27 protein-coding genes and 3 pseudogenes are annotated in these 26,282 nt (G+C 67.3%); 12 read left to right on the top strand and 18 right to left on the bottom strand.

Annotated features, from left to right (window positions below):
* The 5 genes from A0O31_RS05840 to A0O31_RS05850 form a co-directional block, all read right to left on the bottom strand.
* Positions 1-1,128, bottom strand: a complete 1,128-nt coding sequence (locus A0O31_RS05840; RefSeq protein WP_071677057.1) for an aminotransferase class I/II-fold pyridoxal phosphate-dependent enzyme — start codon at positions 1,126-1,128, stop codon at positions 1-3.
* Entirely contained in the window at positions 1,121-1,615 is a 495-nt protein-coding gene (locus A0O31_RS05845) for a MogA/MoaB family molybdenum cofactor biosynthesis protein (RefSeq protein ID WP_071677058.1), read from the bottom strand. The genes A0O31_RS05840 and A0O31_RS05845 overlap by 8 nt, the downstream gene beginning before the upstream one ends.
* Positions 1,616-1,767: 152 nt before the next feature.
* Positions 1,768-1,899, bottom strand: coding sequence for a hypothetical protein (locus A0O31_RS13445; RefSeq protein WP_257786031.1), 132 nt, complete (start codon positions 1,897-1,899; stop codon positions 1,768-1,770).
* Positions 1,878-2,066: a hypothetical protein gene (locus tag A0O31_RS13055; RefSeq protein WP_237258967.1), complete on the bottom strand. Its 189-nt coding sequence runs from the start codon at positions 2,064-2,066 to the stop codon at positions 1,878-1,880. The genes A0O31_RS13445 and A0O31_RS13055 overlap by 22 nt, the downstream gene beginning before the upstream one ends.
* Before the next feature lie 14 nt (positions 2,067-2,080).
* Positions 2,081-2,692: a transposase gene (locus tag A0O31_RS05850; protein WP_071677059.1), complete on the bottom strand. Its 612-nt coding sequence runs from the start codon at positions 2,690-2,692 to the stop codon at positions 2,081-2,083.
* Between the two features lie 67 nt (positions 2,693-2,759).
* On the opposite strand from A0O31_RS05850, the gene A0O31_RS05855 reads away from it, so the two are divergent.
* From A0O31_RS05855 to A0O31_RS05870, 4 genes are all read left to right on the top strand, one after another.
* The gene (locus A0O31_RS05855; protein WP_084720309.1) at positions 2,760-3,029 is read left to right on the top strand and encodes a hypothetical protein; all 270 of its coding nucleotides are present in this window, start codon (positions 2,760-2,762) and stop codon (positions 3,027-3,029) included.
* A gap of 186 nt (positions 3,030-3,215) precedes the next feature.
* Positions 3,216-3,755 (top strand): hypothetical protein, encoded by a 540-nt coding sequence (locus A0O31_RS05860; RefSeq protein WP_071677060.1) that lies wholly within the window; start codon positions 3,216-3,218, stop codon positions 3,753-3,755.
* Between the two features lie 77 nt (positions 3,756-3,832).
* Complete coding sequence (locus A0O31_RS05865) at positions 3,833-4,888, top strand: ScyD/ScyE family protein (RefSeq protein WP_071677061.1); 1,056 nt, start codon at positions 3,833-3,835, stop codon at positions 4,886-4,888.
* Positions 4,889-5,117: 229 nt separating this feature from the next.
* Positions 5,118-5,534: a hypothetical protein gene (locus A0O31_RS05870; protein ID WP_071677062.1), complete on the top strand. Its 417-nt coding sequence runs from the start codon at positions 5,118-5,120 to the stop codon at positions 5,532-5,534.
* Here the strand turns inward: A0O31_RS05870 and A0O31_RS05875 are convergent.
* Positions 5,531-6,604 carry a M28 family metallopeptidase gene (locus A0O31_RS05875; RefSeq protein WP_203226788.1) on the bottom strand — a complete coding sequence of 358 codons (1,074 nt, stop codon included), beginning with the start codon at positions 6,602-6,604 and terminating at the stop codon, positions 5,531-5,533. The two genes, A0O31_RS05870 and A0O31_RS05875, sit on opposite strands and share 4 nt — an antisense overlap.
* Before the next feature lie 9 nt (positions 6,605-6,613).
* On the opposite strand from A0O31_RS05875, the gene A0O31_RS05880 reads away from it, so the two are divergent.
* Together A0O31_RS05880 and A0O31_RS05885 are read left to right on the top strand one after the other, a co-directional pair.
* On the top strand, positions 6,614-7,189 hold the full coding sequence (locus tag A0O31_RS05880; RefSeq protein WP_071677063.1) for a GNAT family N-acetyltransferase: 576 nt from the start codon (positions 6,614-6,616) through the stop codon (positions 7,187-7,189).
* A pseudogene (locus A0O31_RS05885) lies at positions 7,176-8,353 on the top strand (SLC13 family permease). Before A0O31_RS05880 ends, A0O31_RS05885 begins: the two are co-directional and overlap by 14 nt.
* Here A0O31_RS05885 and A0O31_RS05890 read toward each other — a convergent pair.
* From A0O31_RS05890 to A0O31_RS05910, 5 genes and pseudogenes are all read right to left on the bottom strand, one after another.
* Entirely contained in the window at positions 8,345-9,649 is a 1,305-nt protein-coding gene (locus tag A0O31_RS05890) for an amidase (protein ID WP_071677064.1), read from the bottom strand. The pseudogene A0O31_RS05885 and the gene A0O31_RS05890 overlap by 9 nt on opposite strands.
* On the bottom strand, positions 9,630-10,862 hold the full coding sequence (gene thiI, locus A0O31_RS05895) for a tRNA uracil 4-sulfurtransferase ThiI (RefSeq protein WP_071677065.1): 1,233 nt from the start codon (positions 10,860-10,862) through the stop codon (positions 9,630-9,632). The genes A0O31_RS05890 and thiI overlap by 20 nt, the downstream gene beginning before the upstream one ends.
* Positions 10,859-11,275: an NUDIX hydrolase gene (locus tag A0O31_RS05900; RefSeq protein ID WP_084720337.1), complete on the bottom strand. Its 417-nt coding sequence runs from the start codon at positions 11,273-11,275 to the stop codon at positions 10,859-10,861. Before A0O31_RS05900 ends, thiI begins: the two co-directional genes overlap by 4 nt.
* Before the next feature lie 21 nt (positions 11,276-11,296).
* Positions 11,297-13,335 (bottom strand): annotated as a pseudogene (locus A0O31_RS05905) (molybdopterin-containing oxidoreductase family protein).
* Between the two features lie 4 nt (positions 13,336-13,339).
* Positions 13,340-14,881 carry a carboxylesterase/lipase family protein gene (locus A0O31_RS05910; RefSeq protein ID WP_071677067.1) on the bottom strand — a complete coding sequence of 514 codons (1,542 nt, stop codon included), beginning with the start codon at positions 14,879-14,881 and terminating at the stop codon, positions 13,340-13,342.
* A gap of 97 nt (positions 14,882-14,978) precedes the next feature.
* On the opposite strand from A0O31_RS05910, the gene A0O31_RS05915 reads away from it, so the two are divergent.
* From A0O31_RS05915 to A0O31_RS05925, 3 genes are all read left to right on the top strand, one after another.
* Positions 14,979-15,605: a ribonuclease HII gene (locus A0O31_RS05915; protein WP_071677068.1), complete on the top strand. Its 627-nt coding sequence runs from the start codon at positions 14,979-14,981 to the stop codon at positions 15,603-15,605.
* Between the two features lie 15 nt (positions 15,606-15,620).
* On the top strand, positions 15,621-16,091 hold the full coding sequence (locus A0O31_RS05920) for a DUF4384 domain-containing protein (protein ID WP_071677069.1): 471 nt from the start codon (positions 15,621-15,623) through the stop codon (positions 16,089-16,091).
* A gap of 131 nt (positions 16,092-16,222) precedes the next feature.
* On the top strand, positions 16,223-17,302 hold the full coding sequence (locus A0O31_RS05925) for a TRAP transporter substrate-binding protein (protein ID WP_071677070.1): 1,080 nt from the start codon (positions 16,223-16,225) through the stop codon (positions 17,300-17,302).
* Positions 17,303-17,358: 56 nt separating this feature from the next.
* Here A0O31_RS05925 and A0O31_RS05930 read toward each other — a convergent pair.
* The 4 genes and pseudogenes from A0O31_RS05930 to A0O31_RS05945 all read right to left on the bottom strand — a co-directional run bounded on the left by A0O31_RS05930 (position 17,359) and on the right by A0O31_RS05945 (position 21,526).
* Positions 17,359-18,851: pseudogene (locus tag A0O31_RS05930) on the bottom strand (TRAP transporter large permease).
* Positions 18,848-19,393 (bottom strand): TRAP transporter small permease subunit, encoded by a 546-nt coding sequence (locus A0O31_RS05935; RefSeq protein WP_071677071.1) that lies wholly within the window; start codon positions 19,391-19,393, stop codon positions 18,848-18,850. The pseudogene A0O31_RS05930 and the gene A0O31_RS05935 overlap by 4 nt, the downstream one beginning before the upstream one ends.
* An 80-nt stretch (positions 19,394-19,473) precedes the next feature.
* Positions 19,474-20,682, bottom strand: a complete 1,209-nt coding sequence (locus tag A0O31_RS05940) for an MFS transporter (RefSeq protein ID WP_071677072.1) — start codon at positions 20,680-20,682, stop codon at positions 19,474-19,476.
* A 10-nt stretch (positions 20,683-20,692) separates the two neighbouring features.
* Positions 20,693-21,526, bottom strand: coding sequence for a universal stress protein (locus A0O31_RS05945; RefSeq protein WP_071677073.1), 834 nt, complete (start codon positions 21,524-21,526; stop codon positions 20,693-20,695).
* Positions 21,527-21,557: 31 nt separating this feature from the next.
* Here A0O31_RS05945 and folP point away from each other — a divergent pair, with 31 nt between their 5' ends.
* The 3 genes from folP (at position 21,558) to A0O31_RS05960 (ending at position 23,460) form a co-directional block, all read left to right on the top strand.
* Entirely contained in the window at positions 21,558-22,376 is an 819-nt protein-coding gene (gene folP, locus A0O31_RS05950) for a dihydropteroate synthase (RefSeq protein ID WP_071677074.1), read from the top strand.
* A gap of 3 nt (positions 22,377-22,379) precedes the next feature.
* Positions 22,380-22,736, top strand: a complete 357-nt coding sequence (folB, locus tag A0O31_RS05955; protein ID WP_071677075.1) for a dihydroneopterin aldolase — start codon at positions 22,380-22,382, stop codon at positions 22,734-22,736.
* A gap of 175 nt (positions 22,737-22,911) precedes the next feature.
* On the top strand, positions 22,912-23,460 hold the full coding sequence (locus A0O31_RS05960) for a LabA-like NYN domain-containing protein (protein ID WP_071677076.1): 549 nt from the start codon (positions 22,912-22,914) through the stop codon (positions 23,458-23,460).
* Here A0O31_RS05960 and ndk read toward each other — a convergent pair.
* The 3 genes from ndk to der form a co-directional block, all read right to left on the bottom strand.
* Positions 23,457-23,870: a nucleoside-diphosphate kinase gene (ndk, locus tag A0O31_RS05965; RefSeq protein ID WP_071677077.1), complete on the bottom strand. Its 414-nt coding sequence runs from the start codon at positions 23,868-23,870 to the stop codon at positions 23,457-23,459. The genes A0O31_RS05960 and ndk overlap by 4 nt on opposite strands.
* A gap of 21 nt (positions 23,871-23,891) precedes the next feature.
* Positions 23,892-24,821 carry a PP2C family protein-serine/threonine phosphatase gene (locus A0O31_RS05970; protein ID WP_071677078.1) on the bottom strand — a complete coding sequence of 310 codons (930 nt, stop codon included), beginning with the start codon at positions 24,819-24,821 and terminating at the stop codon, positions 23,892-23,894.
* Positions 24,822-24,912: 91 nt separating this feature from the next.
* Positions 24,913-26,211 (bottom strand): ribosome biogenesis GTPase Der, encoded by a 1,299-nt coding sequence (gene der / locus A0O31_RS05975; RefSeq protein WP_071677079.1) that lies wholly within the window; start codon positions 26,209-26,211, stop codon positions 24,913-24,915.
* Positions 26,212-26,282: the final 71 nt, after the last annotated feature.

Here is a 26,282-nt window from a genome sequence, read left to right on the forward strand (position 1 = left end):
CTAGAGGGCTTCCCGGATGATCCGGGCTGCCCGGAGGAGGTCCTCCAGGGGCCGCACCAGGGCGATGCGGACAAAACCCCTTCCCCCAGGGCCAAAGCCTTGGCCTGGGGCCAAGGCCACGCCCCGTTCCACCAGGCGCAGGGCGAAGTCCAGGTCGTCCACCCCCTGGGGCAACCTGCCCCAGAGGTACATGGTGGCCCGGGGGGGCAGAAGCGCCAGGGCCCCCTCCAGCGCCCGCGCCATTCCCAGGGCCCTTTCCCGGTAGACCTGGGCATAGCCCCGGGTGACCTCCCTCGGGGTCTGGAGGGCCGCCACCCCCAGGCGCAGGATGCCGGCGTACTGGTTGAAGTCTATGACCCCCTTCACCCGCTCTAGCCGCCCTATGGCCTCCTCGCTTCCCAAGGCGAAGCCCAGGCGGAAGCCCGCCAGGTTGTAGCTCTTGGAGAGGGAGAAGAACTCCACCACCCGCTCCTTGGCCCCGGGGAGGGCCAAGGGGGAAGGGGCCTCTCCCTCGTAGACCTGGTCCACGTAGGGGTTGTCGTGGATGAGCCAAAGCCCGTACCGCTTCGCCAGGGCCAGGGCCTCCTCCAGGTACCCCCAGTCGGCCACCGCCCCCGTGGGGTTGTTGGGGTAGTTGAGGAGGAGGACCTTAGCCTCCCGCAGGACGGCCTCCGGCACCCTCTTCAGGTCGGCGAGGCCGTCTGGACGCAAGGGGATGGGGTAGGTCCTTAGGGAGGCCACCCGGGCGGCACCGAAGTAGCTCGGGTAGGCCACCTCGGGGAGGAGGAGGAGGTCTTCCGGTTCCGTGAGGGCGAGGAGGAGGTGGGCGAGGCCCTCTTGGCTGCCGATGAGGGCCAGGGCCTCCCGCTTGGGGTCTAGGGGTACGCCGTAGCGCCCTTGGTACCAGGTGGTGGCCGCTTCCAGGAAGGGTAGGGTGCAGCTTTTTAGGCAGTAGCCGTAGGTCCTGGGGTCGGAGAGGGCCTCCCGTAGGGCCATGAGGGGGGCTTCTGGGGGCGGGAGGTCCGTGGAGCCGATGGAGAGGTCTATGAGCTCTACCCCCCTTTCCCGGGCCCTTCGCTTGGCCTCGTCCACCACCAGGAAGACGGAGGGCTCCGGCACCCTACTCATGGTGCCCCTCCCGCCAGACCTTGCCCGTGACCAGGCTCAGGGCGTGGGGCAACACGGGCAGCACCGCCTCCAGGGACTCCCGCGCCCCCTTGGGGCTTCCCGGCAGGTTCAGGATGAGGGTCCTGCCCCGCACCCCCGCCACCCCCCGGGAGAGGGCGGCCATGGGGGTTTTCTCCAGGCCCTTCAGGCGCATGAGTTCGGGAAGGCCCGGCACCTCCCGCTCCAAGACCTCCCGGGTGGCCTCGGGGGTCCGGTCCCGGGGGCTCAGGCCCGTGCCCCCGTTGGTGAGGATGAGGTCTAAACCCTCCCGGTCGGTCCAAAGCCGGAGCACCTTCTTGATCATGGGGGGCTCGTCGGGCACCACCTCGTAGGCCACCACCTCGTAGGGCCCCCCCTTGAGGGCCTCCCGCAGGGCCAGGTGGGTGATGTCCTCCCGCTCGCCGCGGAAGCCCTTGTCGGAGACCGTGAGGATGCCCACGCGGAACATTTGCCTCAAAGTACCACACCGGAGAAGGGCAGGATAACGCAAACCTAACGCCCTTCCCTCTACCCTAAAGGGGCCTTAAGGGCGGGAAAGGGGTTTGGCATGACTTCATTTGTGGTCAACCCCCTTTTCGGATATTCACCTGCGTACTCACCTCACGCCACCGCCCGCAACACCCGGGTGATGGGCAGACCCGCCTGCCCAAGAAGCTGGGCCACCACGCTCCAGGCCATCACCCAAGCTTCCACTTGCAGGGCCACCGCCTTCAGCCCCCGTACCCTCCCCACCGCCCCCACCAGCCCATCGGCCCCTTCAGCAGACCAAAGACCGTCTCCAGCTCCCACCGCCGCCCCAAAAGCCTCCGGTACGCACCTCTCCCCGCCGCCGCAGGTTCAAAAGCCGCCCCTCCCTTTGGCCTTCCCCGTCTCCGGTTATGCCCCGTCACCAGAAGCATCCCTCGCCTCCTCGTCAACCGAAAGTTGGCTTCCCCCTCGTAGGCCGCGTCCGCCACCACCACGGGGGGCTTCTCCCCAGGAAACCTCTCCACCCCCAGAGCATCCCCCGCCCCACCGGGGAGTCGTGCCATGAGGCCGGGGTCACCCGTAGGGCCAGCACCTCCCCCGTGTCCAGGTCCACGAGGAGGTGGAGCTTGTACCCATAAACCCAGCCCCCATCCGAGCCCACGCCCCAAGCCGCCTCCCCATCCGACCTCTGGGCGGGGAGAAGGGTGGCGTCCATGGCCAGCACCCGCCTCCCCCGGCCCACCCGCTTCCCTCCCCGCAGGAGGGGCCAGGGTAGCTTCCGGCTCCGCTCGCTGAGGGTGGCAGAGGAGGGAACGCGCTCTAGACCGAGGCGCTTGCGGAGCCTAGGGTTGCGGGCCAGTTCCCGGCGCATGCGTTCGCTGGAGAAGCCCAGGAGGGCGCGGACCAGGTGGAAGAGAAAGAGGCTGAGGTCGGAGAAGGTCCTGGGCCTGCCGGGTTTCTCTCCCTTCTGGCAAGCGGGCTTGGAGCCATGCCTGGAGCAGGGGACCAGTTCCTCCAGGGCAGGGTAGGATGGAAGGGGCGTCTGGTGTGCTTCCACAGCTCACCAAGCGCCCCTTTTCCTTTGGCTTGTCAAGGGGTATGCATTGAATATCCGAAAGGGGGTTGTGGTCAAATTGCAGGTGAACGATTTTGACGCCTGGAAACAGGTTTACGACCAATTTGCGGATATGCGGCGGGAAAAGGGCGTGGACTCCTCTGTGGTTCTCCGGGACGCCACGGACGCCCATGCGGTATGGGTGATCCACCATTTCCCCACCGCCGAGGGCGCACGTGCGTTCGCCCGTTCTTCGGAACTCCGGGAGGCGATGCGCCAGTCGGGGGTCGTCGGCCATGAGCTCTGGTTCTTGCAGGAGGTGGAGCGCTTCGTATACTAAGGGCTTTCGGTTCCGGTGCTAAGCTCAGGGGAGAGGCTAGGTGTGGGCACCGGGTGGCGGGTGTGGGCGGGTTCGGCGGCGTGGCTATCAGCGCCGTGGCCGGCCCATTTCCCCCTTTGGTTCCAGGTTCTTGGACCCTTATCCCTAGGAGGGCTTCCCCTGCGGGGCCGGCGGCGACGGGCGCTTTTGGTAGGCCTCCTGGAGGCCAGGGCCGCTGGGCGAATTGGGCTTCCCCCTCTTGACCTAGAGGACCTCCTCTATCCTGGCCAAGAGGAGGCCAGGGCTTTTGGAGCGCTGCGGGAACTGATTTTTGCGTTGCGCCAGCAGTTTGGGCTGGACGTCATTGAGCGAAGGGGTACTTTGTACGCCTTGGGGAAAAGGGTGGTCTCCGACCTGGAAACCTTCTTGGCGAGTCCCCAACCGGGGTTTTGGCGGGGTCCGTATTTGGATGGCCTGGGCACGGACCGGCTCCTTTGGGCCCGGGTGTACCGTAGGGCCCTGGAGGCGGCAGGGCGGGTAGAACCGCTAGAGGCTTGCCGCCTTCTTTTCTGGATTTTGCAGGAGGAGCCTTACGACCAGGAAACCTTGAGGCTTCTCTTGCGTAATCTGGAGGCTTTGGGCTCCATGAGCGCTTTGGACGAGGTATACCTTCAGGCGAAACGCCGTTTCCAGGAAGTGGGCCTGGACCTACCTCCGACCCCAGGAGAGTTCCTGCGGCGCGGTTAAAAGGTGACGCAGTCCTAACGTCAACCCTTTTAACCTCAAAGGTGCGGCCCAGGTGGGTTGCCTGAGGAAGGAGCATTATGGGAAAGCTATGGGCAGGAGCATTTCTGGTCCTGGGCTTGGCGGTGGCCGCCCAGGGAGTGCCGGTCATTACCGGTTTGAACGGGCCCATGGGGCTGCTCTTTGCCCCCGATGGGCGGCTTTATGTGGTGGAATACGGTCTGGGCGGGGATACCGAGGTGGAGGCGATAAATCCGGAAACAGGGGAGAAGGTGTTGGCCCGCATGGGCGCCACCTCCCGGGTCTTGCGCTTGGAACCCGATGGGGCCCTTGAGGAAGTGGCCCGCTTCCCCTCCGTGGCTTTTGGTCAGGAGTCCAGCGGGGCCTCGAGGCTGGCCTGGTTGGGCGGGCTTTTGGTCACCAGCGGGGGCTGGAACCAGGCGAGCATGGACCCCATGCCCCTCATGGCGGTGGTGGCCCGGGTAGGGCCTCAGGGGCCCGAGAAGGTAGCGGACCTTTGGGCCTTTGAGAAAGCCCAAAACCCGGATGGTTACCACTTGGACTCCCACCCTTACGGCCTGACCGTGGGGGGCGATGGCTACGTCTACGTGACCGACGCCGGGGCCAACGCCCTTCTGCGGGTCAACCCCTCCACTGGGGCGGTACGTCTGGTGGCGACCTTCGCCGGCTTGCCGGGCCCCTTCGCTAACCCTGCCCGGGGTGGAGCCCAGGAGATGGACCCCGTGCCCACAGCGGTGGTGGTGAAAAACGGGGTCTTCTACGTGAGCCTGCTTTCGGGTGGCCCCTTTCTTAAGGGAGCCGCCAAGGTGGTGAAGGTGGAGGGGGGCAAGGTGAGCGATTACGCCGCCGGGGCCACCATGCTCACCGACCTTCAGGAGGGGCCAGACGGCCAGCTTTATGCCGTGCGCTTTGCGGAAACCGGGGAGCGGGGGCCTATCCCAGGTACCGGGGCGGTGCTCCGGGTGCGGCCTGGGGGCTTTGAGGTGGTGGTGGACGGGCTTGCCTTCCCCACGGCCTTGGCCATCACCCCAAGCGGCGACCTTTACGTGACGGTGAACGGCGTGGGGGCCCCGGGCAGCGGGGCGGTCTGGAAGTTCGCCGGGGCGGTTCGGTAGGCGGGGTTGCCCTTCGCTAGAGCTTCCCAGCCCAGCTGGGAAGCTTTTTCTTGGGGTAGAAGCTAACGCAAACCTGGCCCTTCCCGCCTATCCTGGGTAGAGCAACCCATTGGTTGCGGGAACAAGGAGGGGGGTATGGGATTCCAGGTTGCGGTGGGCCGGCCATTGCCGGCCAGGTTTAGGGGGAATTGCCTTGGGCAAATCCGGGGAGGGTTTCTCCGGAGGGTGTATGTGGTTTCCTGATCCTTTTCCCCTGGCGGCGGCGGTTCACGAGCGGCAGGCGGCCCTGAGGTCGGAAGCAGAAAGGGAAAGGCTCCTCCGGGAAGCCTTGGGGGTTAGGGGGGTGGGCTTTAGGAGGTTTTGGCACGCTTTTCTGTGCCGCAAGGAGGTGCCGGGCCTGTGCCGGGCCCGCCGCGCCTTCTTGGACGCGCACCCCGAATGGCACGGGCTTTTCCCAGACGAAGACTTTTGCGTCCGCTTAATCCCTCAGCTTCGCCACGGCGGGATGGGGGCGGAGGCCTTGGCCGCCCTCTGGGTGAAGTACCTGGGCCTAGGAGCCCAGACCGCTACGGACTGGTGGGGCTCCATGGTGCAGGGTGCGGAGGCGTTTTTGGCCCTTCTCGGCCAGGAGCCGGGGTTTGCCTAGGCCAGGACCCCGTCCCAAGAGCTTCCCCACACCCGGGCCAGGAGGGCCTGGCCGTAGGTTAGCGTCTCCGCCAAGGCGTTGAGGTCCAGCCGGGCGAAGGTGTCCGTGGGCCAGTGCCAGTCGGGGGGCACGCCCCCATCCAGGCGGATGAGGGTGAGGGTGGGAAAGCCCCTTTGCGCCAGGGGCAGGGCGTCAAAGTAGGCCAGGCGGTAGCGGAGGGGCCTGGCCCCGGGGGTCCTGCGGGCGGCCTCCAAGAGGGGCCCGCGGTAAGGGGTGTAGCGGAGCATCCCCTCCCCCTCGGCGTAAAAGAGCTCCCCCCGGCCCACGTTGTCCAGGTTGAGGACGAGGGTTCCCGGAGGCAGGTGGCGGGCGAGGGCCTTGGCCCCCAGCGCCCCCACCTCCTCGCACCCCGTGAGGGCGAGGCCAAGCCGCCATCCCTTGGGCGGTTCGGTTTCCAGGAAAAGGGCCGTGGCCACCGCCACCCCGCTGGCGTTGTCGTTCCCCCCTTCCACGTAGGGCGCCCTTACCTCCCGGTAAAGGAGAAGGCCCGCCTGGAGGAGGAAGTAAAGGCCAAGGGGCCACTTGAGGGGCGTGAGGGCGAGGAGGGGGCTCAGGAAGGCCAGGGTGGCGTTGAGGAGGAAGTTTTGCCGGAAGCCCCTCACCCGCTTGGGGTGGTAGAGGAAGAAGGTCTTGGCGGTGTCCACGTGGGCCAGGAGGACCAGGGCCCTTTTTCCCTCGCCCTTCCAGGCCAGGAGGTTTTGCGAGGGGTGGCGGTCCAAGAGGAAGCCCCAAGGCCGATACCCCTGAAAGTAGAGGGAGAAGGCCAGGGCCCCAAGGAGGGGGAAGATGGGGGAAAGGGGGCTTAGGGCGAGGAGGAGGCTGATGCCAAAGAGTTCGGGGCCGTAGCTTCTCACCCCCCGGAAGGGTAGGGTCTCCACCGCTTCTCCCCTCGCCTCCAAGAACGCCCTTAGGCGGCGGAAGGCCTCGGCCTCCTCGGGCGTGGCGCTTCCCCGGTGGGGGAGGTGGAGGAGGGCGAGGACCGCTTTTAGCGTCTCCACCTTCCCCAGCATAATGGGTCCATGTGGACCTTCCCCGAGCGCCTGGCTGGGCGGTACGTGCGCCTAGAACCCCTAAGCCTCAGCCATCTCCCCGGCTTCCTCGCCCAGTATGACCCCGAGGTCTACCGCTTCCTAAGCCGCATTCCCCTGGCCCCCACGGAGGAAGCCCTAAGGGCCCACCTGGAGGCCCTCCTCTCCGAGCCCGGCCGGGTGAACTGGGCGGTCTATTTAGGGGAAGCCCTGGCGGGGCGCATCTCCGTCATCGCCCCGGAGCCCGAACACCTGAAGCTGGAGATCGGCACCATGATCTTCAAGCCCTTCTGGGGAAGCCCCGCCAACAAGGAGGCCAAGTACCTCCTCCTCCGCCACGCCTTTGAGGTGCTGGGGGCGGAGCGGGTCCAGTTCAAGGTGAACCTGCAAAACGAGCGGAGCCAAAGGGCCCTGGAGTCCTTGGGGGCGGTGCGGGAAGGGGTGTTGCGGAGAAACCGCAGGCTTCCCGACGGGAGCTTTCGCGACGACGTGGTCTATAGCCTCCTGCGGGAGGAATGGCCCCAGGTGAAGGCCCGCCTCGAGGCCCGGCTCTATGGAGGCCCTTAGCGCCCTCGTCCTCCTCCTGGCCTACCTGGGCCTTGCCCTGGGGGGGCTACCCGGCTTCCGCATGAACCGGGCGGGGGTGGCCCTGGTGGGGGCGAGCTTTCTGGTCCTCCTTGGGGTTTTGGACCTGGAGGAGGCCTGGCACGCCCTGGACGCCGAGACCCTGGTCTTCCTCTTCGGGGTCATGGTCCTCAACGCCCAGCTTTCCTACGCCGGCTTCTTCGGCCTCGTGGCGGAAGCCCTCTTGCGCCTGGCCCGGACCCCCTTCGCCCTCCTCGTCCTCCTCACCCTGGGGGCCGGGGGGCTTTCCGCCCTCTTCCTCAACGACACCATGGCCCTCCTCCTCACCCCCCTGGTGGCGCGCGTGGCCCAGGGGCTAGGCCTGAACCCGGTGCCCTACCTCCTCGCCCTCATGGGGGCGGTGAACACGGGAAGCCTCATGACCCCCACGGGCAACCCCCAGAACATCGTGGTGGCGAGCCTTTCCGGTTTGGCCTACCTGGACTTTGTCCGGGCCCTTTGGCTTCCCGCCCTTCTGGGGCTTTGCCTCCAGGTCCTCCTCCTCGCCTTCCTCTACCCGGAAGTGCGCTCCCTAAGGCCCCTTCCGCCCCTTCCCCCCCTCCGCTACCGCCTGCACCCGGCCCTCTTAAGGAAGGGCCTTTCTGTGGCCTTGGGCCTCCTCTTGGCCTTCCTCCTCGGCTACCCCATGGCCCAGGGGGCCCTGGTGGCGGCGGGGCTTCTCCTCTTCACCCGGAGGCTTCGCTCCGAGCGCTTCTTCCACCGGGTGGACTGGGAGCTCCTCGTCCTCTTTGGCGGGCTTTTCGTCCTCACGGAGGGGGTGAGGCGCCTGGGCCTGGCCGAGGCCCTCCTTCCCTTGGCCGCCACCCCCTGGGGCCTCCTCCTGGCCGCCGTGGTCCTTTCCCTCCTCATCTCCAACGTGCCCGCTGTCCTCCTCCTCGCCCCCCTGGTGCAGGACCCCAAGGACTGGCTCCTCCTCGCCGGGGGGAGCACCCTGGCGGGCAACCTCACCCTCCTCGCCAGCGTGGCCAACCTCATCGTGGCCGAGGGGCGGGGAAGGAGGGGGTGCGGGTGGGCTTTGCCGAGCACCTCCGCCTCGGCCTGCCCCTCACCCTCCTAAGCCTCGCCCTCCTCTACGCCCTACTTTAGGCGCTCTTCCAGCCAGCCCCCGATGGCGAGGACCTTGCCGTCCTCGGCGTAGGGCCCCACCACCTGGAGCCCCACGGGCATCCCCTCCACCCGGGCGAAGGGGAGGGCGAGGGTGGGCACCCCGAGGAGGCTAAAGGGCAGGGTGAGGGTGATGAAGGCTTCCCGGTGGCCCTTGCGGCCCGATTCCAGCTCCACCTCCTCCGTGCCCAAGGGGGGGGCGGGGAGGGGTTGGGCGGGGAGGAGGAGGGCGTCCACGCCCCTCAGGGCCTTCATGAGGGAAAGGCGCAGGACCTCCCGCTCGGCCACGGCATCGCGGTAGTCCTTCTCCGTGAGGGCAAGCCCCTGGAGGAGGGCCTCCCGCACCTGGGGGGAGAAGCCCTCGGGGTTTTCCCTTAGGGCCTTCTCGTGGATGCGGGCGGCCTCGTAGCGCACCAGGCGGGTGTAGACCTCGTAGACCCCCTGAAGGGGGAGGGAGACCTCCTTGACCTCCGCCCGCAGGGTGGGGAGGTCCTCCAGAAGGCGGAGGAAGGCCCTCCTTACCCCCTGGCCCAGCCTTCCCTCCAGGAAGTCCAGGGGGACGCCGAAGGTGGGGTTTTGCGGGGCCTCGAGGGGGATGCTCTCCCCGGCCAGGATCTCCGCCAGGAAGTGGGCATCCCGCACCGTGCGGGTGAGGGGCCCGGCGTGGTCCGTGGAGCGGGAAAGGGGCAGGGCCCCTTCCAAGGAGATGCGGCCGTAGGAGGGCTTAAAGCCCACCACCCCGTTGAAGGCGGCGGGGATGCGGATGGAGCCCCCGGTGTCCGTGCCCAAGGAGGCGAGGCCGATGCCCAGGGCCACGGCCACGGCGCTCCCGCCGCTGGAGCCCCCGGCCTGGCGGGTGGGGTCTATGGCGTTGCGCACGGGGCCCGTCCAGGGGTTTTCCCCCGTGATCCCCAGGGCGATCTCGTGCATGTTGGTCTTGGCGAAAAGGAGGGCCCCCGCCTCTCTTAGCCGCCGCACCGCCTGGGCCTCCTCGGGAAGGGGGGGGAGGGGGGCCCGGGTTCCCGCCCGGGTGGGCATGCCCTTCACGGGGAAGAGGTCTTTGACCGTGAGGGGGAGGCCGTGGAGGGGGCCTCGAGGCCGCCCCTGCCTAAGCTCTTCCGTGAGGGCCTCCGCCTCCTTGCGGGCGGCTTCCTCGTCCAGGTAGGCCAAGGCGTTCCGGTCGGCGAAGGCCTTGGCCCTTTCCAGGGCCTCTTCCAAAAGGGCCAAGGGGGTGGTCTTGCCCCGTTCCAGGAGGGCTTTAGCCTCGAGGAGGTCCATGCTCCATTATAAAAGCCTTCTCCCCCGCCTCTTTAAGGGGCTTTCGCCCCGGCCAGGCGTAGGTGACCACCTCCCTTTCCCTTAGGGCGAGGGCGATGAGTTCCTCCGTGGGAAGGCGCTTTTCGGCCTCCAAAACCACCGCCAGCCGCGCCCGGGTCACGGGGTGCTTGGGGGCGAAGAGGGTGCAGCACTCCTCGTCGGGGAGGATGGAGATGGGGTAGGTGCCGATGCGCTTGGCCTCGGCCATGATTTCCTGTTTATCGGAGCCGATGAGAGGGCGGAAGACGGGGAGGGTGGCCGCCTGGTTCACCGCATAGAGGTTCTCCAGGGTCTGCGAGGCCACCTGGCCCAGGCTGTCCCCCGTGCAGAGGGCCAAGGCCCCTTCCTCCTTGGCGATGGCCTCGGCGATGCGGAGCATGTAGCGGCGGTAGAGGACCACCCGGTAAGGGGTGGGGGCCTCCACGATGATGTGCCGCTGCACCTCGCTGAAGGGGACGAGGTGGAGGCGGATGCGGTGCTGGAAGCGGGCGAGGCGCTCGGCCAGGGCCATGGCCTTCTCCCGGCTCGCCCCGGAGAGGAGGGGGAAGGGGTGGAAGTGGACGAGGACCACCTCCGCCCCCCGGCGCATGAGGCGGTAGGCGGCCACGGGGGAGTCTATGCCCCCCGAGAGGAGGGCCACCACCTTCCCGGAAACCCCGGGGGGAAGCCCCCCGGGCCCCGGGTAACGGGCCACCTCCAAAAGGGCCGCCCCCGGGAGGATGCGCACCACGAACTCCCTTTCCGCCCCCCTAAGCCGCACCTGGGCCCCGGTCCTTTCCTTCACGAAGGCCCCAAGGCGCCTTTCGATCTCGGGGGAGGTGAGGGGGAAGGCCTTGTCCGAGCGCTTGGCGGTGATGCGGAAGCTTGCGAAGCGCTCTCCCGCCAAGACCCCCGCCAAAGCGGCCTCGAGGGCCTGGAGGTCCGGGGGCGTGCGCAGGACCCGGGCGAAGCTTTCCACCCCCAGGGTGTCCTGAAGCCGGGACTGGGCCTCGGGCCAGGCCCCCTCCTCCAGGCGGAAGAGGAGGGCCATGGCCCAGTCCGCCTCCAAGGTGGCCCCAAGCCCCTTCAGGGCCTCCCGCACGTGGGCCTTGGCTCTCTTCAGAAAAAGGGGTCGGTTCTGCCCCTTGAGGGCGAGCTCGTGGAAGAGGTTGACCAGGACCAGGGTTTCCTTCATGGGCAAAGCCCTTTCACCGCCAGGTAGAGCCGGCTGCACAAGGAGCCCCGCTTGGCCGCTTCCCGCAGGTCCTCGGGGTGGCCATAGCGGAAGGCGGCGTAGTAGGTCTTGCCGGGCTTGGGCGCGGGAAGCTTTGGGGGGGCGAGGAGCCTCCCCTCAAAGACCCATAGCTCCAGGGTGTAGCGGGGCCTTTCCTCCACGCCAAAGGCGAGGGGCCTGGCCTCGGCGAGGGCGGTGCCGAGCTTTTCCCGGGCCACGCGGTGGCAGGCCTCCTCCAGGGTCTCTTCCCCTTCCAGGCTTACGGCGGGAAGCCCCCAGGCTCCCCCGAACTCGGGGTCCTCGGGGGGCCGCAGGACCAAGAGAAGCCCCTCCTCCCCCCAGGCGGCCAGGGCCACGGAGCGCTTCTTGGGCACCCCCTCGCGCACCCTCCCAATCTAGCAGGATTGTAGCCCAGGCGCAAATCCGGCGAGGCGCAGGGGCTCCACCTCCACGGGGGTGCTGTGGAAGGTGCTCCCACCCCCAGGTCCGTGAGCCTTTCCGAGGTGAGGTGGTTCACCCCCTTGCCGTCGGGGGCCCACTTCTCCCACCAGGTGCCCTCGAGGACCACCACCCCCGGCCTGGGGGCCTCGCTCACCCGGGCCTTCCGGGTGATGCGGCCCCAAGGGGAGCGGATGTGGACCAGCATCCCGTCCCGTATCCCCCGGGCCTCGGCGTCCAGGGGGTGGATGAGGAGCCTAGGCTCCCCCCCTTCCGCCGCCACCAGGGCCTCCACGTTCCCGTAGGTGGTGTTGAGGAAGCGGTGGGCGGGCGGGGTGAGGAGGATCAAGGGGTATTCGGGGAGAGGCTCCGTGGGGAGGACCTGGGGAGGGGGGCTAAAGCGCACGGGGCCCTGGGCGAAGGGGAGGAAGGGCTTGGGGAGGTTCAGCTTCACGAAGCCCTCCTCCTTAAGCCGTTCTAGGGTGATGTCCTTCAGGTAGGGGTGGTCCGCGGCGAGGAGGCTTCGGGCCACCTCCTCGGCTCCCCAGTGGAGGGTGGGCTCCTTCAGGCCGAGCCGCTTGGCCAGTTCCCGGAAGACCCAGGTGTTGGGCCTCGCCTCCCCCTCGGGCTCGGCCAGGGGCTCGTTCCAGGAGAGGTAGTAGTGGCCGTAGCTCGTATAGAGGTCCGGGTGCTCGTAGAAGAAGGTGGCGGGGAGGAGGAGGTCGGCGTAGCGGGCGGTTTCCGTCATCACCTGTTCCAGGACCACGGTGAAGAGGTCCTCCCGCGCCAAGCCCTCCTTGACCCTCCCCGTACTGGGGGCCACCACCAGGGGGTTGCTGTTGAAGACGAAGAGGATGCGGATGGGCGGGTGGAGCTCGGTGAGGGCGGTGCCGAGCTGGTTCATGTTGATGGCCCGGGCCTTGGGGTTGGGGCGGAAGTAGCCCTCGTGGGGGTGGGGGCCCTCCAAGAGGTGCCGCCCCCCGAGGTAGCGCCGGTTGAGGAAAAAGGCCCCGCTGGTGGAGAGCATGGCTCCGCACCCCGGGTACCGCCAGGCCCCGAGGAGGGCGGGGAGGAGGATCACCGCCCTTAAGGCGTTCCCGCCCCCCGGGTGGCGGGTCATCCCGTAGCCCACCCGCAGGAAGACCCGCTTGGCCTCGCCCAGTTCCCGGGCGAGGCCAAGGATGGCCTCCTCGGGGATGCCGGTGAGGGCGCTTGCCCGGCTCGGGGGCCAGTTTTCCGCTTCCTTCTGGAATTCCTCCACGCCGGTGGCCGCCTCCTCCAGGTAGGCCCAGTCCACCAGGCCCTCCTTGAAGAGCACGTGGGCCAGGGCGTAGGCCAGGGCGGCGTCCGTGCCCGGGCGGATCTTTAAGTGTTCGTGGGCGAAGCGGGAGGTGGGGTTGGCGTAGGGGTCAATGTGCACCACCTTGGCCCCCCGGGCCTTGGCCCCCTTGAGGAAGGGGGTGAGGTGGCTGTGGGTGGCGAGGCTATTGATGCCCCAAAGGAGGATGTAGCGGGCGTTTTCCGGGATGTCCTCGGGGTCGGGGGCGAGGCGGGGCCCGTAGGTCATCTCCCAGGCGGCGCTTCCCGCCGTGGCGCAGATGGTTTCCAAAAGCTCCGAGGCTCCGATGGCCCGGAAGAAGGCCAGGGGGTGCTGGTTCTCTATAAGGCCCATGGTGCCGGCGTAGTGGTAGGGCAGGACGGCCTCGCCCCCGTGGGCGTCCAGGACGGCCTTTAGCCTTTCCGCCATCTCGTCCAGGGCCTCTTCCCAGGTGATGCGGACAAACCGGCCCTCCCCTTTCCGGCCCACCCGGCGCATGGGGTAAAGGAGCCTTTCCTTTACCCTTTCCGGGTAGCGGTAGGTTTTGGCGCAGGCGAAGCCTTGGGTGATGGGGTGGCGGGGGTCCCCCTCCACCCGCACCAGGCGGCCCTCCTCCAGGGTGAGGAGGAGGCTACAGGCGTCCGGGCAGTCCAGGGGACAGGTGGCGCGGGCCTTCATGCCCCTATAGTAGGCCAAGGGCCTCGAGGGGGCCGCACCGTTCCCCGTAGAAGTCCGGGAGGAGTCCCACTGGGGTATCTAGCCTGAGGAGGTATCCCTCCCGGTACAGGGGCCAGCGGGGCCAGCCCAGAGGTTCCCCTTCCCTGGCAAAGCTCGTCCAGTAGCGGCGCATCCGCTTACCGAGGGCTTCCGCCTTCTCCCAGGCTTCGGCGCCGAGGAAGAGGGGAAGGAAGGGGGGTGTGTGCAGGTGGCCGAAAAGGGGTGCCAGGTCTAGGCCGTGGAAGCTACCTAGGCCCTCGAGGCCCGGTACCCGGAAGGTGAAGAGGTAGGCGTAGGTGGGGGCGTGGGGGCTTTGCAGGCGGGCCACTTGCAGGGAGGGGCAGAGGAGGGTGAGGTCGGTTTGGAGCCCTCCCCAGGCGGCTTGGGGGTTGGGGTAGCGCTTTTGGTAGAGGGCGAGGAGGGCTTCCGCTTGCGCTTGGGAAAGCCCCGACGCCAAGAGCCTTTCCTTGGCCTCCTCCCAGCCCCGCGGGGCCAAGAGCCCCTGGAGGGCGGGGAAGCTCACCTCCTCTAAGTTGGCCCCGGCGATGAGAGGGATGCCCCGGGCCTTCCCCTGGCGGAGGGCTTCCCGGGGGTCTTGGGGGAGGAGGGGGGAGAGGTGGGGTTTGAAGGGGTTTGTGCGGAAGACGGAGGGCCGGGAGAGGAAGCGGCCCATGGCCTCCAGGGTGGGTTCCTCAGGGAAGAGCCTTTCCAGAGGGAGGGCTCGTAGGCAGGCCAGGTCCTTCGGGTCGCATCCCCGGGCCTTGGCCCAGGCCTCGCCTAAAGGGAAGTCTTCGGCCAGGGGCCGTACGTAGTTGCACCCGCCCGATTGGACGATGGCTCGGTGGAAGAGCCCCTGGGCCTCGGGGGTGGCGAGGAGGGTGCAGACCATCATCCCTCCGGCGGATTCCCCGAAGAGGGTGACGTTTTGGGGGTTGCCCCCGAAGTGGCGGGCGTAGCGCTGGACGAAGCGCAGGGCCTCGAGGACGTCCAAAACCCCGTAGTTGCCCACGGCTTTGGGGTCTTCCTGGGCCAGGGCAGGGAGGGCGAGGAAGCCCAAGGGCCCAAGCCGGTAGTTGGGGGCTACCACCATAACCCCTTCCTGGGCTAGGCGGTGCCCTAGGTAGATGGGCTCGGCTCCTGCTCCCGAGGTGAAGGCACCCCCGTGTAGGAAGACCATAACCGGAAAGCCCTCGGGTGGAGGTGTCTCTAGGGGAAGGTAAATGTTGAGCGCGAGACAGTCCTCCCGCTTGGGGGGAATGGGTCCTCCAAACCATTCCGTGATTCCCGGGGTTTGCGGGCAGGCTACCGTCGCTTGGCCCACGCCTTTAGGCCAGGCTAGGACGGGCCTTGGAGCCCTAAACCGCTCGGCCTCGGCGTAGGGAAGCCCATAGAAAGCGATGGCCCCGTTCTCTATCTGTCCTTGGGCCCTTCCTAGGGGAGTGTTGACGCTAAAACCCTGCGCCAGGGATACTCCGAGGAGTACCAGCAAACCCAGTTTCTTTGGCATGTTTCAATGTTATACCTAGTATATGGTTTGCGGGCAAGGCCCAAAACCCCCTTTTTCCTCCTTGGCGCGTTAAGGTAGCCTCCATGGGGAGGGTGCTTTGGAGGGTATAGAGGCCGTTTTCTGGCAAAGGGGCCTCCGGGTGGCGGGCCTGGACGAGGCAGGCCGGGGGGCCTGGGCGGGGCCCATCGTGGTGGGGGCGGTGATCCTGCCCCCGGGGCGCTACCCTTTCCGCGACTCCAAGCTCCTCACCCCCAAGGCGCGGTCCCGCCTGGCGGCGGAGGTGAAACGGGTGGCTTGGGCCTGGGCCCTGGGGGTGGCGGAGGTGGAAGAGGTGGACCGGCTTGGGGTCCTGAAGGCCACCCTTTTGGCGGCGGAGCGGGCGCTTGGGGCGCTCTCCCTGTCCCCTGAGGCCCTGGTCACGGACTACCTTCCCCTTCCCACCTCCCTTCCCCTTCTCGCCCCCCCTAAGGCGGACCAAAATAGCCCCTCCGTGGCGGCGGCCAGCATCCTGGCTAAAGTGCACCGGGATGCCCTGATGGAGGGCCTGGACCGGCTTTACCCCGGCTACGGCTTCGCCCAGCACAAGGGGTACGGCACGGAGGAGCACCAAAGGGCGCTTCTCGCCCTGGGGCCTTCCCCCATTCATCGGCGGCGCTTCGCCCCCGTGGCCCAGGCTCCCTTAAGGTTTTCTGAAGGCGAGGGCGAGGGGGAGGGCGTAGGCTGAAGGGAGGAGGTGGGCATGCGCCTTTTGGCCCTGGTGTTGGCGGGGCTCCTTTCGGGGTGTGCGGTGACCCTGGAGGGCCTCACCCTTTCCTACCGCTTGGACTTCACCCCAGCCATCCTGCGCTTTGAGCCGGACCGCGGGCCGGGGGCCGCGTACTTCGTGGGGGAGGAGGTGCGGTTTTTCCTCACCTTGGCCTCCCCGGGCTGGGTGAGCCTGGTGGTGGTGGACCCGGATGGCCGCACCTATACCCTGGATAGCTTCTACCTTCCTCGAGGCACCCACGTCCTGCCCCCGGGGGCTTACCGCTACGCCCTCACGCTCCCTCGCGGTTTCCACCGGGTGCGGGCGGTCTACACCGATACCGAACCCGGCGCCGTGCGCCTGGAGGGGGTTTATACCGACTGGGAGGCCCGGCTTAGGCTTTACCTGGAGGCCTCGAGGGCCATGCGCCACCAGGTGGCAGAAACGTATTTTTATGTTTACTGAGCCCTGGGGCGCGGGGCCTCGCCTGGCTAAAACGCCTACGATGGGGCAAGGGCTTGCGTAAAGTTGCGGGGGGCTTGCACTTTGGGCCCGGGGGTGGGGTATAATCCCCCCGGACCGCGAAGGAGGTCAAAATGAAGCGGCGTGATTTCTTGAAGAAGGCGGGTATCGGCGTAGCGGCCAGCGCGGCGTTTGGTCCGGTCTTTGCCCAGGCCCAGCCCAGCGTCCGCTGGCGCTTGGCTTCCAGCTTCCCCAAGAGCCTGGACACCATCTACGGGGCGGCGGAGGTCTTGGCAGAGCGCGTTTCCGCGCTTACGGGGGGGCGTTTCCAGATCCGGGCCTACCAGGCGGGGGAGATCGTGCCGGGGCTTCAGGTGATGGACGCCGTGCAACAGGGCACGGTGGAGGTGGGGCACACCGCCAGCTACTACTTCGTGGGGAAGGCTGCGGTTCTGGCCTTTGACACCGCGGTGCCCTTCGGCCTCACCGCCAGGCAGCAGAACGCCTGGATGTACCATGGGGGCGGCATTGAGCTCTTCCGCCCCATCTTTGCCGACTTCGGCATCATCCAGTTCCCGGGCGGCAACACCGGGGTGCAGATGGGGGGCTGGTTCCGCAAGGAGATTAAGACCCTGGCCGACCTTAAGGGCCTCAAGATGCGCATCCCCGGCCCCGGGGGCCAGGTGATGAGCCGCCTGGGCGTGGTGCCCCAGGTCTTGGCGGGTGGGGACATCTACCCGGCCCTGGAGCGGGGCGTGGTGGACGCCGCCGAGTGGGTGGGCCCCTACGACGACGAGAAGCTTGGCTTCTACAAGGTGGCCCGCTACTACTACTACCCCGGCTGGCACGAGCCCGGGCCCATGCTTTCCTTCTACGTGAACCTCCGGGAGTGGCAGCGCCTTCCCAAGGAGTACCAACAGGCCTTTGAGGTGGCGGCGGCGGAGGCCAACCAGTGGATGATGACCAAGTACGACCGGGTGAACGCCCCCGCCCTGCAGCGCCTCGTCAAGGCCGGGGTGCGGCTCAGAAAGTGGCCTGCCGAGGTCATGAAAGCGGCGCAGAAGGCGGCCTTTGACTGGTACGAGGAGGAGGCGGCCAAGGACGCCACCTACCGCAAGGTCTACACGGCCTGGAAGGCCTTCCGGGAAGAGCAGTACCGCTGGTTCGGGGTGGCGGAGCTCGGCTACGAGCAGTTCGCCTTCCCCGCTTCCTAAGGGAGGCAAAACCTATTCCCCCCGGGAAGCCCCGGGGGGATTTCCTTTAGTAGCCTCTAGTAGCCTCGTACGAAGGCCAAGATGGGGTCGCGCAGGAGGTAGGTGAGGAGAAGGACCAGAAGCTGCAGCCCGATGAAGGGGATGCCCCCCAGGTAGATGTCCGCCGTCTTGACCTCCTTGGGGGCCACGTTCCTTAGGTAGAAGAGGGCGAAGCCGAAGGGCGGGGTGAGGAAGGAGGTCTGGAGGTTCACCCCCACCAGTAGGCCAAACCAGAGCTTGTCTATGCCCAAGGCGTCGGCGCCGATGGCCAAGAGGGGCAGGGCGATAAAGGCGATCTCAAAGAAGTCAATGAAGAAGCCCAGGAGGAAGACGAGGACCATGACGAAGAGGATGAAGCCCACCTCACCCCCCGGAAGCCCTGTAAGGAAGCCCTCCACCCAAAGGTCCCCGTCCACGCCCCGGAAGACCAGGCTGAAGAGGGTGGAGCCAATCAGGATGAAGATGACGAAGGCGGTGAGGCGGGCCGTGCCCTCCATGGCCCCGTAGAGCACGGGGAAGGAGAGCCTGCGGTTTAGGGCGGCGAGGATCAAGGCCCCCACCACCCCCATGGCCCCGGCCTCCGTGGGGGTGGCCAGGCCGATGAGCACCGTGCCCAGGACCAGGAAGATGAGGACCAAGGGGGGTACCATGGAAAGGAGGGCCCTGCGGAGGAGGGGGTTTTTCCGGATCCAGGGGAGGAGGAAAAGGGTCCAAAGCCCTAGGCCCAGGAGAATCTCCAAGCCCTCCAGCCACCCGGGAAGGTGCAAAAACTCCCCTACCCGCCAGGCCCCCACCCCCACCAAGAGGTAGGAGAGGAGGGCGAAGGCCGCCTGTCCTTCCTTGCCGGCATCGGGACGGGCTTCGGGGGGCAGGGCGGGGGCCCACCGGGGCCGGAAGAGGGCCACGTAGACGACGTAGAGGAAGTAAAGCCCCACGGTGAGCCCGGCGGGGATGAGGGCCGCCCGGTACATATCCCCCACGCTCACCCCCAGCTGGTCCGCCAGGACGATGAGGACCACGCTCGGGGGATGATCTGGGCCAGGGTGGCGGAGCCCAGGATGACCCCGCTGGCCAGGCGGGGGTTATAGCCGTACTTGAGCATCACGGGTAGGGAGATGAGGCCCATGGCCATGACGCTGGCCGCCACCACCCCCGTGGTGGCGGCCAGGATGGCACCCACGAAGACCACGCTCAGGGCAAGCCCACCCCTTAGGGGCCCAAAGAGCTTGCCCATGGTGTCCAAAAGGTCCTCCGCCAGCCCGCTTCTTTCCAGGATAATCCCCATGAAGGTGAAGAAGGGGATGGCCAGGAGGAGCTGGTTGGACATGATGCCGAAGATGCGGTCGGGCATGGCCCGCAGCAAGGGCGCTGGGAAGAGGTCCAGGGCGATGCCCAAAAAGCCGAAAACGATGCCCACCGCCCCCAAGGAGAAGGCCACGGGGTAGCCGGAGAGGAGGAAAACCACGAGGGCAAGGAACATCAGAGGGGGCATAAGGGTTTCTAGGCTCATTCCAGCACCTCCTTCTCCACCTCGTCCCAAGGGGTGGGGCGGTGGCCGGTAAGAAAGGCGATGCGCTTGATGAGCTCCGAAACGCCCTGGAGGAGCAGAAGGGCGAAACCGAGCACCACCGCCAGCTTGATGGGCCAGCGGGGCAACCCCCCCACGTCGGGGGACATTTCCCGGATGGCCAGGGAGTTCATGGCCCAGGGCCAGGCCAGGTAGAGCACCCCAAGGGCCATGGGCAGGAGGAAGAGCACCGTCCCCACCACGTCAATCCAGGCCTGGGTGCGCCGGCTAAAGCGGCCAAAGAGGAGGTCTATCCGCACGTGGGCGTTGTGCTTGAGGGCGTAGGCTCCCCCCAGGAGGAAGATGAGGCTGAACATGTACCACTGGGCCTCGAGGTAGGCGTTGGAGCTGTAGTTGAAGCCGTAGCGCAGGATGGCGTTGCCGGCGGAGAGGAGGGCCACCAGGAGGACGAGCCAGACCACGAGCCGCCCCACCCCTGCCGTAAGGGCGTCTATGGCGCGGGATAAACCCAAGAGAAAGCGCATATTCTTACCCCCCAAGAAAACCGGCCCCATCCTACCCGGGAAGGGAAGGGGTGTCAATGCGTCCTGAAGGCAACTCCCTCCTACCGGGCCCGGCGGATGGGGGCCACCAAGAAGGCCCCGAGGAGGAAGAAGCCCCCGGCCAGCAGGAAAAGGACCAGGTAGCCAAGGCCCTCTTCCCGGGTGTTCAGGAGGTCCAAGGGCCGGCCAAAGGCCCCAGCCAGGACCTGGGGCACCACGATGGAGGTCTGCCAGAGGCCCATGTCCGTGGCGTGGGCCTTGGGGTCTTGGAGGACATCCGTCACCAAGGCCCAGTCCACCGCCAGGTAGATCCCGTAGAAAAGCCCAAAGAGGAGGGAAAGGGCGAGGAGTAGGTCGTAGCGGGGAAAGAGAAGGATAAAGGGCATCAGAAGCCCAAGCCCCGCCCCGGAAAGGTAGATGAGGCGCTTCCGGCCAAGCCGGTCCGAGGCCCGGCCGGCGGGCACGCTGGCAAGCCCCGCCCCCACGGAGATGAGGAGGCCCAGAAGGGCCACCGCCTGGAAGGGTTCTTCCGTGAGGGTGCGGCCCAGGGCCTGGAAGGTCCGCACCGCGTCGGCCAAGTAGTACTGGAGGTAGGTCTGGGCCAGGTAGAAGCCCAGCATCACCAGGAAGCGGGTGAGGTAGACGAGGAGGAAGTCCCGGTCCCGCCACGGGGCGGCCATGGCCTCGAGGAAGGGGCGCCGGGAGCGGTGGGGCAGGGCCTCGGGGACCAAGGGAAGGCTCAAGCCTGCGCCCAAGAGGTTGAGGAGGGCGGCCGCATAGGCCTGGGGCGCCAGGGGCAAGAGGAAGCCCACGGCACCCCCCAGGACCTGGCCCAAGACCTGGAGCGCCCCCATGTAGCCCGAGGCCTGGCCCCGCTCCCCTTTGGCCACCAGGTCGGGGATGAGGGCGGAGTAGGGCCCCGTGGCCAGATCGTCCGCCACCTGGAGCAGGAGGTAGGAGAGGAGGAGCACCCCGTAGCTAGGGGCGTGGGCGAGGAGCACCAGGGCGAAGGCGGTGAGGAGGCTTCCCCAAAGGAGAAAGGGCCGCCTTTTCCCCAGGCGGTCCGAGAGGTAGCCCATGAGGGGTGGGCCCAGGATGGCCATCACCGCCCCCAAGGCGAAGAGGAAGCCCAGGCGGCTCGCCTTCTCCTCGGGAGGGGAAAGCTCCGCCACCTTGGCGGGTAGGAGGACCAGGAGAACCAGGAACCACTTGAAGCTGGTGGCGAACCAGTAAGCGGAGAGGCGGAGGAACCACCCTGGCCCGTGGCGCATGGGCTTTACCTTACCAGACCGTGGCCTCGGGTACCACCAGAAGGGGCAAGGGGCTTTGGCTAGCGAGCGCCTCCACCATGCGCCCAAGGCGGTGCCGCCAGGTGCTTTTGGCCTTGGAGCCCAGAACCAGGAGGTCGGCTTGCCGGGCCTGGGCCAGGCGTACCAGGTCCAGTTCGTCCTCCCCGGGGGAGACCTCCACCACCCCCGAGGCCTTGAGGAGGTCTTCCAAAAAGGCCTTGGCCCGCTCTAGCACCTCCCCTAGGGAAAGCCTTTCCGGGTCCAGGTAGGTGGGGAAGCAACACCCCCCCTTGCCGCTCACCAGGTGGAGGGCGAAGACCTCGGCCCCCAAGGCCTTGCCCCAGGCCTCGGCGACCCGGAAGGCGGCGAGGGCTGCTGGGCTTTCGTCCAGGCCCACGGCGATGCGCCGGATTTCGCTCAAGGCCTTGGGCAAAAGGAGGACGGGCACCTCCCCCCGGTGGAGGAGGTAGCGGGCCAGGCCGCCCCGGGCCAGGGCCTCGAGGCTCCCCGTACCCCGTTGCCCCAGGAGGACCAAGCGGCTTTTCTGCGCCTCCGCCGCCACCACCTGGGCGGGAAAGCCCCGGAGGACCTTGGCCCTTATCCCCGTGGCCGAGAGGGCCTCCCGCACCCTGGCCTCCACCTGGGCCAGCGTAGCCGCGAAAGCCTCCCTTAGCTCGGGAAAGCGCTGGCCCAGGGCGTCAAAGTAAGGGGTGGGCACCACGTGCAAAAGCTCGGCTTCCACCCCAAGCCCCTTTTCCAGGTGGCGGGCCGTGGCCACCAGGGCCTCGAGGGCCTCTCCCAGGTCCACCGCTGCCAGGAGCCGCATGTGTTCACCTCCCGTTCACTATAATCCAAGCGTGCTTTGGCTTCGGGACCGCGCCCTTTCCCTGGACCGCCCCCTCCTCATGGGCATCCTCAACCTGACCCCTGACTCCTTTTCCGATGGGGGGCGCTACCTGGACCCGGAAAAGGCCCTAAAACGGGCCGAGGCGATGGTGGCCGAGGGGGCGGACATTTTGGACCTGGGGGCCGAGTCCACCCGGCCGGGGGCGGACCCCGTGCCCGTGGAGGAGGAGAAAAGGAGGCTTCTGCCGGTGCTGGAAGCGGTCTTGCCCTTGGGGGTGCCGGTGAGCGTGGACACCCGCAAGCCCGAGGTGGCGGAGGAGGCCCTAAGGCTTGGCGCCCACCTCCTGAACGATGTGACGGGCCTTCGGGACGAGCGCATGGTGGCCCTGGCCGCCCGGTTTGGGGTGCCCGCCGTCATCATGCACATGCCCGTGCCCGATCCCAAGGCCATGATGGCCTATGCCCGCTACGGGGACGTGGTGAAGGAGGTGCGGGACTTCCTCAAGGCCCAGGCGGAAAAAGCCCTTGGGGCCGGGGTACCCCAGGTGGTCCTGGACCCGGGGTTTGGCTTCGGGAAGCTCCTAGAGCACAACCTCGTCCTCCTAAAGCGCCTGGAGGAGATCGTGGCCCTAGGGCACCCGGTGCTGGTGGGGCTATCCCGCAAGCGCACCATCGGGGAACTCACGGGGGTGGAGGTGCCGGAAAGGCGCGTGGCCGGCTCCGTGGCCGCCCACCTCTTCGCTGCCCTCAAGGGGGCGAGGATCCTCCGGGTGCACGACGTGGCCGCCCACCGGGAGGCCCTTGCCGTATGGCATGCCCTTTGGGGGTGAGGCGTGGGGACCATTGCGCTTTTGGGGCTAGAGTTTTATGGCCGCCACGGCGTCATGCCCGAGGAGGGGCGGCTTGGGGCCCGGTTTGTGGTGGACCTCTGGCTTTCCGTGGCCTTTGAGGACAAGGGGGACCGGCTGGAGGAGACCGTGGACTACGCCGCCGTCTATGCCCTGGTGGAGGAGGTGGTGCGCCACCGCCGCTTCTACCTCATTGAGGCCCTGGCGGACCACCTGGCGGAAGCCCTTTTGGCGGCCTTTCCCCGCCTCGAGGGGGTAAGGGTGCGGGTGCACAAGCCCCACGCCCCCATCCCGGGCGTCTTCCGCGACGTGTACGCCGAGGTGGAGAAAACGCGCTCCTAGAGAGCATTTTTGCCCCTCATCTTGCGCTCATGGGAGGTCTGTGATAGGATGGCCCCGCCCGAAAGGGCTAAGCCGAAGCTGGTATGCCTCCCCCACCGCTCATGGAGCGGTGGGCTATAAATTTTCTCACGCCCCCAGGCTAAACTGAAGGTGCCCGGAAAGGGGCGGGCCGGATATGGAACGGGTGGCCATATTTATTGACGGCTCCAACCTCTACAAGGGGTTGGTGCAGCACCTGGGTTCGGACTATCGGCTGAACTTTGTGGAGTTCATCACCCTCCTCACCGCCGGGAGACGGCTTCTTCGCGCCTACTACTACAACGCCCCCCTTCCCCCAGAGGACCCGGCGGCCAAGGCCCACCAGAGCTTCCTCAACTACCTGAAGCGGGTGCCCTACGTGGCCGTGCGCCTGGGGCGGCTGGAACGCCGGGCGGATGGCTTCGTGGAGAAGGGGGTGGACATCCAGATCGCCATTGACATCCTGCGCCTGGCCTACGCCGACGCTTACGATGTGGCGGTTTTGGTTTCCGGGGACGGGGACTTCGCCGAGGTGGTGCGGGTGGTGCAGGACATGGGCAAGCAGGTGGAGAACACCACCTTCCACGCCCTTTCCTCCCACCGCTTGGCCCAGCAGGCGGACCGCTTCTACCCCTTGGACGATTTTCCCTGGGAGAGGCTTAGGGCGCCAGGCCTCCCCCAGGTGCCGGAGGGTGGGGAGGGCTAGAGGAGCTCCTCGGGGCGGAAGAAGAGGGCGATCTCCCGCTCGGCGTCCTCCGGGGTGGCCGAGCCGTGGATCACGTTCTCGTCAATGGTGGTGGCGTAGTCCCCCCGGATGGTGCCGGGGAGGGCGTCTTTGGGGTGGGTGGCCCCCATCATCTTGCGCACCTCGGCGATGGCGTTGGGCCCCTCCAGGACCATGGCCACCACCGGTCCTGAGGTGATGAAGCTCACCAAGTTGGGAAAGAAGGGTTTTTCCCGGTGCTCGGCGTAGTGCCTTTCGGCGAGCTCCTTTGAGATGCGCAGGGCCTTAAGCCCCACGATGCGGAAGCCCTTGCGCTCAAACCGGGCGAGGATCTCCCCCACCAGGCCGCGCCGGAAGCCGTCGGGTTTGACCATGACAAAGGTGCGCTCCATACCCCTAGGAGTCTAGCAGGTTTAGGGCCCTTTGAAGTAGCCCAGGAGGATGTAGCCCACCACCAGGATCCAAAGGGCGATGAGGAGGACGTCCCGCCAGCCGATGCGGGGGCGCCTTTCCGGTTCCAGGACCTGGGTGGGGAGCTCGTCGGGTTCCTCCCCTAGCTTCAGGCGCACCGGGGCCCCCCGGGCGGCCTCGAGGGGAAGGGCGTAGGGCCGGTTGCCTGGCGGAAGCCCCTCCGGCACCCGCACCACGATGGCGCTCACGTTGTCGGGCCCGCCCCACTCGTTGGCCAGGGCCACCAGGCGCTTGGCCGCCTCCTCGGGGGGGAAGGTTTTAAGGACCTCTTGCAGGGTGCGCTCGTCCAACACCCCAGAAAGCCCATCGGTGCAAAGGAGAAAGACATCCCCGGGTTCCAGCTTGAGCCCCAGGAGGTCCACCCGGGCCTGGGGGAAGGAGCCCAGGGCGTTGGTAATCACGTTGCGCCAGCGGTGCGTGCGGGCCTCCTCGGGGGTGAGGAGGCCCTGGCGCACCCTTTCCGCCACCCAGGAGTGGTCCTCCGTGAGGAGGGTAAGCTCGCCTTGGCGCAGGAGGTAGGCCCGGGAGTCCCCCACGTGGGCGATGAGGGCGTAGGGGAGGTCCAGGACCAAGGAGGTGGCGGTGGTGCCCATGCCCCGGTTCTCGGGGCGTTGGGCTTCCCGGAAGATGCGCTCGTTCGCCCGTTCAAAGGCCTCGAGGAGGGCCTTGGGGGAAGGCTCCTTGTCCTTTAGGTACTCCAGGATGCTCTCCACCGCCAGCCTCGCCGCCACCTCCCCCGTGCGGTGCCCGCCCATGCCGTCCGCCACCACGAACACACCCCCCCAGGGGGTGAGGGCGTGGCCTATGGCGTCCTCGTTCTTGGGCCGCTTGCGGCCGGGGTGGGTTTCCAGGGCGAAGGCAAGCGGGGGCACGGGGGGATTTTACCGCAGAGCACGGGGCCACAAGGGTGGCGTGGGTGCGGCCTTGCCTTTGGGATTTTTCTCTAGGCCGCCCACCGGGTTTTTATTCTTCCCCACGCCGGCCGCGGAAGATGAGGCGGAAAGGGATTTCCTTAAGCCCCAGGTCCTCGCCGATCCGGTTCTTTAGGTAATTCTCAAAGGCGCGGGTGACGAACTCGGGGTGGTTGACGAAGAAGACGAAGGTGGGTGGGGCCACTTCCGGCTGGGTGGCGTAGAGGATCTTGAGGGGTTTGCCTTTGAAGTTGGGCATCTGCACCTTGGTGGTCCAGACGCCCACGAAACGGTTGAGCTCCGCCGTGGGGATGCGGGTGTGGTTGAGCTCGTGAAGGCGCACCGCCTCGCGGAAGATCTTGTCCAGGTTTTGCCGGGTGAAGGCCGAGGTGAACACCCGGGGCAGGTGCTCCAGGTGGGCGAGCTTCTCCCTGAGTTCCCGGCGCACCTTGGGGGCCTCCTCCTTGGTCACCAGGTCCCACTTGGTGATGACCAGGAGGGTGGGCTTACCCTTTTCCATGGCGTGGTTGGCGAGCTTCAGCTCCCGGTCCCCCACCTGGAAGGGGTCAATCACCAGGAGGACCACGTCCGCCTCCTCAATGGCCCTTAGGCTCCGCTTGATGGCCAGTTCTTCCACCAGGCTTTCCGGGCGCTTACGGATGCCGGCGGTGTCCACCAGGATAAAGCGGTTGCCGCCAAAGAAGAACTCCACGTCTATGGCGTCCCGGGTGGTGCCGGGCTCCTCGGAGACGATGACCCGCTCCTCGCCCAGGATGGCGTTGAGGAGGCTGCTCTTGCCGGCGTTGGGGCGGCCCACGATGGCCAAGCGGATGGCCGCCACCTCGGGCTCGGTGTCAATCTGCTTAACCGGGAGTTTCTGCCAAATGGCCTCCAGGAGGTCGTCCAGGCCCCGGGCGTGCTCGCTGGAGGTGGGGATGGGGTCGCCGAAGCCGAGGGCGTAAAGGGGGCCCAGGTAGGCCTCGTGCTTGGGGTCGTCCACCTTGGTGGCCACCAGGATCACGGGCCTGCCCTTTTTGCGCAGGTACTCCGCCACCTCGTAGTCCGCCGGGGTGAGCTCGGCGCGGCCGTCCACGGCGAAGAGGACCACCTCGGCGTCTTCTAGGGCCCGATCCACCTTTTCCTGAATCTTCTTCTCCCAGCGGTCGCCCGACCATAGCCCCCCGGTGTCCACCAGGAGAAAGCGCCCCTTTTCCGTTTCCACCACGCCTTCTTTGAGGTCGCGGGTGACCCCGGGCACATCGGCCACCACCGCACTCCGCCTGCCCAGGAGGCGGTTGAAAAGGCTGGATTTGCCCACGTTGGGCCGGCCTACGATGACGACTTTGTGCATCTTTACCCCACGAAAGAGGGGTGGGAAGCCCCCACCCCGCCTTCTTCCAGTTTACCACAGGGGGTATACTC

Origin of the sequence: Thermus brockianus, from assembly GCF_001880325.1 — a bacterium.
Taxonomy (GTDB): Bacteria; Deinococcota; Deinococci; order Deinococcales; family Thermaceae; genus Thermus; species Thermus brockianus.